A 3,318-nucleotide genomic window follows, 5' to 3' on the forward strand; every position below is an offset into this window, starting at 1 on the left:
TTCGACGGTGACCTGTTCGTCGCAGGGAAGCGTGCCGAGAACGCGGAGTCCACTCGCTGACGTCCTCCGCAAAACAACAAGTGCTAAATCCAATCGCACTGAGTTCGCTCTCGCTGCCTGACGCATAGTCGGGATTAAACAGTGAGCAGCCGCTCCGTTCACTCCCTCCCGTCTTCGGGGGGATGCTGAGCGTCATGAAGAAGACTTGCTTCAGTCGTTGACCTTCGGGGCGACTGAGGGACTTTAACCGCGGGTATGCTCGCCATCGGTTGTCCGCGACACAGATGGGGGCAGAAAAACCGCCGCAAGGCCAGCGGACTAAGCACGTAGAAGACTGAGGGTGCGGTCATCGGACCCGGGTTCAATTCCCGGCAGCTCCACGAGATTCACAGGGCCACTCCGCAAGGGGTGGCCCTTGTCGTTTGTCGTCATCCGTTCCGTTCTCCCGCATCGCGTCGTCGGCGCACGCGTAACCAGGAGCAGGTCGTCCGGATGTCCGTCAGAAGCCCATGGTGGTAATACGGGCTTAACCATGGCGGTGGATAGTGGACGGCGTTCGCCGGAGCGATGCAAGGGCACCGCCGAGGAAGAGAGAAAGAGGAATCGTGAAGAGAAGAAGGATTCTGGCCGCGATAGCGGCGATAGCGGCGGTCGCCTCGCTGGCGGCGTGCGGCGGGGTGAAAAGCTCGGGCGCGTCGGACGACGCGTCGGCCATCACCATCGGCACCACGGACAAGATCGTCAGCCTTGATCCTGCAGGCTCGTACGACAACGGCTCCTACGCGGTCCAGATTCAGGTGTTCCCGTTCCTGTACGCGCAGAACTACAACACCTCGAAGCTCAGCCCCGACATCGCCGCCGACAACGGCACGTGGAATTCGGATGGCACCGAATTCACCGTCAAGCTGAAAAGCGGGCTGAAGTTCGCCAACGGCCACACCCTGGACTCCAAGGACGTGAAGTTCTCCTTCGACCGCATCAAGAAGATCAACGATGCGAACGGCCCCTCCTCCCTGCTCGCCAACATCGAATCCGTCTCGGCCCCAAGCTCCGACACGGTCGTGTTCAAGGACTCCGTGCCCTATGACGTGACGCTCAAGCAGGTGCTGTCCAGCCCCGCCGGCCCCATCGTGGACCAGCAGGTGTTCTCGGCCACCAAGCTCACCTCGGCCGACACCATCGTCAAGGCGAACGCCTTCGCCGGTCCCTATGTGCTGACCTCCTTCAAGCTCAACGAGGCGCTGGCCTACAAGAAGAACACGAGCTACAAGGGTCTGACCCCCGCCAAGAACAGCGTCGTGCAGGTCCAGTACTTCGCCGACTCCTCCAACCTCAAGCTGGCCGTGCAGGAGGGACAGGTGGACATCGCCTACCGTTCGCTGACCCCGACGGACATCTCCAGCCTGTCGAAGAACAGCAAGGTGAAGGTCGTCAAGGGACCGGGCGGCGAGGAGCGCTTCCTCGTGTTCAACTTCAAGATCCAGCCCTATGGAACCGCGCAGTCCGACGCCAGCACCACCAAGGCCCTGGCCGTGCGAAAGGCCGTCGCCAACCTCATCGACCGGGAGGAGCTGGCGACCACGGTATACAAGAACACCTACACGCCGCTCTACTCGTATATCCCCGACGGCCTGACCGGTCATGAGAACACGCTCAAGACCTCGTACGGCGACGGCAAGGGCGGACCCAGCCTGGAGAAGGCCAAGAAGGTGCTGTCCGACGCCGGCGTGACGACCCCGGTCAAGCTCGACATCCAGTACAACGCCGACCACTACGGCGCCTCCTCCTCCGACGAGTATGCGGCCATCAAGTCCCAGCTCGAGCAGGGCGGACTGTTCTCCGTGAACCTCCAGCAGACCGAGTGGACCCAGTACAGCAAGGAACGCGTCGTCACCGACGACTCCGACGGATCCTACCCCGTGTACCAGCTCGGATGGTTCCCGGACTACTCCGACCCCGACAACTACCTGTCCCCGTTCTTCCGCGACGGCAACTTCGTGAACAACGGCTACAGCAACAAGACCATCAACGACCTCATCGTCAAGCAGGCCGGCGAGCAGGACGTGACGGCCCGCGAGAAGATCCTGAAGCAGATCCAGCAGCTCGAGACGGAGGACCTGTCGACGATCCCGCTTCTCCAGGGCGCCCAGGTGGCGGTCACCGGGAAGAACGTCAAGGGGGTCACCCTCGATGCCTCCTTCCGCTTCCGCTACGCCTCGGTGACGAAGTCCTGACCTGAGCCAGGAGCAGACGATCCGGTGTGAACGGGGGGACGACGGCTTGACGACCATCCCAGCCGATGGGTTCGCGGCCGTCGTTCCCACATGCGCGTCCGCGGCGACCCCTAGGGTTCCGCGCAACGCCCGTGGGAAGGAAACGCAGTGACGCAGAGGACGACGGCCGGGGGTTCCCGGGGGACGACGGATGCCGGGAAGATCGGTGAAAGACCGCCGAATTCCGCGGTGAAGACGAAACCGAAGCGCAACCGCCTGTCCGGTGGCTTCTTCCGGTTCGTTCTCGTGAGGTTCCTTCTCATCATCCCCACGGTGTTCATCCTCGTCACCATCGTGTTCTTCGTCATGCGGGCGACGGGTGACCCCATCTCCGCGGCGATGGGCGGACGTCTGACGCCCCAGGAGCTGCAGCGGCGCATCCATGCCGCCGGCTATGACAGGCCGCTGATCGTGCAGTACGCCGACTACATCGGCGGTCTGCTCCATGGCGACCTTGGCACCACGCTGACGGACGACCAGCCGGTCACCTCCATCCTCACACGCTACGGCGCGGCGACGATGGAGCTCACGCTGCTGTCCCTCGTCATCGCGCTCGTCGTGGGCATCGGCCTCGGACGCCTGGCGGCCCGGCACCGCGACCGCGCGGGTGACGCCGGGATCCGCGTCTTCGCGATTCTGTGCTACGCCACCCCCGTGTTCTTCCTGGGTCTGGTACTCAAGCTCATCTTCTCCGTGTGGCTGGGGATTCTGCCCAGCTCCGGGCGTTCCTCGCTGGCCTCCGAGATGCAGTTCAGCAGACTGGTCTCGCCGACGGGCTTCTACATCATCGACGCCCTGCAGCTCGGGGACATGAAGGTCCTTGGCGACGTCCTCGAGCACGCCATCCTGCCCGCTCTCAGCCTCGGGCTGCTCACCGCGGGCGTGTTCATCCGGCTGGTGCGCACGAACGTCATCTCCACCTACACGTCGCCCTATGTGGAGGCCGCCCGCTCCCGCGGCGTCCCGGACGGTCGTCTGCTGTCGAAGCATGCCTGGCGTCCGGCGCTCATCCCCATCATCACGGTGATGGGCATGCAGATCGCCA

2 protein-coding genes and 1 other RNA gene are annotated in these 3,318 nt (G+C 63.6%); all 3 read left to right on the forward strand.

The features are described from left to right. Positions 1 to 383, forward strand: a transfer-messenger RNA (tmRNA) gene (gene ssrA / locus RWX87_RS06710); the annotation flags it as partial. A gap of 222 nt (positions 384 to 605) precedes the next feature. Next, positions 606 to 2,234: an ABC transporter substrate-binding protein gene (locus RWX87_RS06715; protein WP_314688826.1), complete on the forward strand. Its 1,629-nt coding sequence runs from the start codon at positions 606 to 608 to the stop codon at positions 2,232 to 2,234. A gap of 201 nt (positions 2,235 to 2,435) precedes the next feature. Further along, positions 2,436 to 3,318 (forward strand): ABC transporter permease (locus RWX87_RS06720; protein ID WP_314688827.1); only part of this gene is annotated, 883 nt, incomplete at its 3' end.

The sequence above is a fragment of the uncultured Bifidobacterium sp. genome (assembly GCF_963540075.1).
In the GTDB taxonomy this organism is placed as follows: Bacteria; Actinomycetota; Actinomycetes; order Actinomycetales; family Bifidobacteriaceae; genus Bifidobacterium.